Consider the following 3349-nt stretch of genomic DNA (forward strand, 5'->3'; position numbering starts at 1 on the left):
TTCACGCGCCTGCGAGCTTGCCCCCGGCCCGCAAACGGCCTGATGGTGTGATCTGAGGCCTGATCGACCGAAAACCGTAGAATCGTGAGCGACACCTCATCGCCTGGGCGGGAGAACAAAAAAATAAACCCCAGGGCGCAAAACCAGGGGTTTATCAGCAGTCTGAAGCCGCGTAATGCGGCTTTTTTTGTTTCTGCTGGATTGGCTTTATCACTCCACCTGAGCTTCCCGCCGCGCCTGACAGATACGGGCGTGGTGTACGTCTGCCCACTTCACCAGTTCTCGCATAGGTACCAGAAAAGACTGCCCTAATTCGGTGAGCGTGTATTCCACGCGGGGCGGTACTTCGGCGTACAAGGTTCGTTGTACAAATCCATCAGTTTCCAGCCGCTTGAGTGTGCGTGAGAGCATTTGACGGGAAATATCGCCGATTTCCCGGCCCAGCTCATTAAAGCGCAGGGTGCCCGGTGCCAGCGATTCCAGGATCAGCAGGCTCCATTGGTCGCCAATCCGATCCAGTACATCCCGGATGGGGCAGGGTTGTTCAAATTCTTCCTGTATGGGGCTGGAAGCCAATGTGGCTGCGCTTGATGAGGACATGGCGGCTTGCTTTCCTGTGTTCAATAGTCACTTCCGTGTGACCTGGTATGGCCTGCGTGACTTCTTGTGGACTGTCAAAAAACTGTCTAGCATCACGCTTAATGGTCTACTTTTTAGACCAAGTCTTTATTTGAGCACACAAGGAGCTGTTATGTCTCGTATTGCATTGATAGGTGCTTCTGGCGAAGTCGGTTCGCGCCTTTTGAAAGAACTCTCGGATCGCGGTCATACGGTGACAGCGATCGCTCGCCATACTGAAAAAATTGCCAGCCTGCCCAATGTCACCGCAGTTCAGGGCGATGTGAATGATCTGGATGGTTTGATTGCGCTATTGAAAGGGCACGATATTGCAATTAGCGCGGTTCGTTTTGCGTCGTCAGATCCTTCCAAGCTGATTACGGCGGTTCGTGCGGCCGGTGTGCCGCGTTATCTAGTGGTAGGCGGTGCCGCCAGCCTTGAAGTGGCCCCCGGTCAGCGATTGATTGATCAGCCTGCTTTCCCGGACGCTTACCGGACCGAGGCCTTGGGTGGCATTGCCTTTCTGGATCAGTTGCGTCAGGAAAAAGAACTGGATTGGACTTTCCTGTCGCCCTCGGCAGAGTTTGGCCCCGGCCAGCGCACGGGCAAATTCCGTATCGGCAAAGACAGCCTTTTGGTCTCCGACCAAGGCAGCAAGATTTCTTATGAGGATTACGCCATCGCTTTGGTGGATGAGATTGAACGTCCTGCCCATTCGCGCCAGCGTTTCACCGTAGGTTATTGAATAGGGAGTGGGACTGATGAAAGGTTTAATCCGATGGGTATCTCCAGTTTTATTGGCGGGCTCTTTCTTGTTGAGCACAAATGCAGCGTTGGCTGCCAATTCGCCGACTCGTGATGTGGCTCAGGAAGAGAGCAATCGCAAGCTGGTGGTCGATTTTTACGACAGCTTCTTTAACCAGCATCAGGTGCAGGAAGCGGCGGCGGTCGTAGCTGAGGACTATATCCAGCACAACCCGGAGGTGCCGGACGGAAAAGCGCCTTTCGTGGGGTATTTTGATGGCTATTTCAAAGAGAACCCGCAGTCTCGCGCACGGATTGTGCGTAGTGCCGCAGACGGCGATCTGGTTTATCTGCATGTGCATTCGACCAATGGCAAGGCCGATCGCGGGCAGGCTGTGATGGATATTTTCCGGGTGCAAGACGGCAAGATTGTGGAGCACTGGGATGTGATTCAGGCCGTGCCCGAGCAGGCGGCCAACAGCAATACCATGTTCTAAGCTCACTATTCGGGCAACCCGTTCTTTACCACCGATAAGGCAGCAGCCTTGCGCGGCGCCGTAAGGGGGTAAGCGGAGTTCTTCTTTGGGCAACCGTTTGTGCTGTTGCTTGGTGAAGTATCGATTGCGAGTTGTCTAAGCCGCCTGCATCTTGATCTTGGCTTCGCGAATTGGCAGATTGACGATGGCCGCCAGTACGGCCAAGACAATATCTGCCCACCACATCCAGCTGTAGTCACCAAAGCGGGTCAAGGCGATCCCCCCCAGCCATGCGCCCAGAAAGCCGCCGATCTGGTGCGAGAACAAGGCCAGACCAAACAGGGTTGCCAGATAGCGCGTGCCAAACAGCTTGGCGACGATATTAGCGGTAGGGGGCACGGTAGCCAGCCAGGTCAGCCCCAGGCCGATGGCAAAGATGTAAAACACCAGATCGGTTTTAGGCATCATCAAGTACCACAGGATCAGCACGGCGCGCGAGGCATACATCAGGGCCAGCACGTATTTGCTGCGCCAGCGGGCAATGCAGGAGCCGGCGGCAATACTGCCAAAGATATTGGCCAGGCCGATCAAGGCCAGCGACCAGCTTGCTACCGAAGGTGGCAGCCCGCACAGGTCAATTTCCCCCGGTAAGTGGGTGACCAGAAAAGCAATGTGAAAACCGCAGGTGAAAAAGCCCAGACTCAGCAGCAAGTAGCTGCGATCCTTCATGGCGCTTTTCAGTGTCTCGGCCAGACCGGGACCGCTGACAACAGGAGCTGGGGTGGCTGCGGCTTTTTCGGGCTTGCTGCCCGGACTTAGCTTGCGAATCAGAGGCAGGGTCAGCAGGGCGGTCAGGGCCAGAACCCAAAAGGTCGACATCCAGCCGACCCAGCCGATCAGCTTTTGCACCACGGGGGCAAAGACGAACTGCCCGAAGGAGCCACCGGCATTGATCAGGCCCGAGGCCTGACCGCGGGCGTGATCCGGAATACGTTGGGCGGCAGCGCCAATCAATGTGGAGAAACTGGCCGCGCCCGAACCAATATTGGCCAGCAGGCCCAGCGTCAGGGTCAGCCCTAGCCCGGTACCAATAAACGGCGTTACCGCACAGCCTAGTGCCAGAATCAGAAGGCCCGCGATCAGAACCCGGTCCGGGCCCCAGCGGTCGGAGCAGGCACCGGCAATAGGCTGGATGGCCCCCCAGGCAAGTTGGCCCACGGCCATGGCAAAGCTGATGGACATGATGCCCATGCCGGTTGCCTTATCAATGGGGCCAACGAACAGGCCAAAGGATTGGCGTATCCCCATGGTAACCATCAGGATGCCAGCAGCCGCCAAAGTCACCGTCATGACGGCGGGCTGGCGCAAGGATTGAAACATGGGGTCCCCTCTTATTATTCAGGTTTGAATTATCTGGCGAAATGTCACACAGGTGCAATCTCCTGCTTTTGTGAAGAGCGATGGAGCGGACAGTGTTGTAATCCGCTGCTATCCAGTTCCAGTTGCGGGAG

Annotated in this window: 4 protein-coding genes; 2 read left to right on the forward strand and 2 right to left on the reverse strand. The window is 56.3% G+C overall.

All coding sequences use genetic code 11. The features are described from left to right. Positions 1 to 210: 210 nt before the first annotated feature. Positions 211 to 600, reverse strand: coding sequence for a winged helix-turn-helix transcriptional regulator (locus KOE80_RS20030; protein ID WP_060185638.1), 390 nt, complete (start codon positions 598 to 600; stop codon positions 211 to 213). A 151-nt stretch (positions 601 to 751) separates the two neighbouring features. Here KOE80_RS20030 and KOE80_RS20035 point away from each other — a divergent pair, with 151 nt between their 5' ends. Both KOE80_RS20035 and KOE80_RS20040 read left to right on the forward strand, forming a co-directional pair. Beyond that, positions 752 to 1363, forward strand: a complete 612-nt coding sequence (locus KOE80_RS20035) for an NAD(P)-dependent oxidoreductase (RefSeq protein WP_009461315.1) — start codon at positions 752 to 754, stop codon at positions 1361 to 1363. A 16-nt stretch (positions 1364 to 1379) separates the two neighbouring features. Further along, the gene (locus tag KOE80_RS20040) at positions 1380 to 1859 is read left to right on the forward strand and encodes a nuclear transport factor 2 family protein (RefSeq protein WP_226349831.1); all 480 of its coding nucleotides are present in this window, start codon (positions 1380 to 1382) and stop codon (positions 1857 to 1859) included. 135 nt (positions 1860 to 1994) lie between these two features. Here the strand turns inward: KOE80_RS20040 and KOE80_RS20045 are convergent, their stop codons facing one another. Then, positions 1995 to 3218 (reverse strand): MFS transporter, encoded by a 1224-nt coding sequence (locus KOE80_RS20045; protein ID WP_060185640.1) that lies wholly within the window; start codon positions 3216 to 3218, stop codon positions 1995 to 1997. Positions 3219 to 3349 lie beyond the last annotated feature (131 nt).

Source organism: Alcaligenes sp. 13f, assembly GCF_020496585.1.
GTDB classification, from domain to species: domain Bacteria; phylum Pseudomonadota; class Gammaproteobacteria; order Burkholderiales; family Burkholderiaceae_B; genus Alcaligenes; species Alcaligenes phenolicus.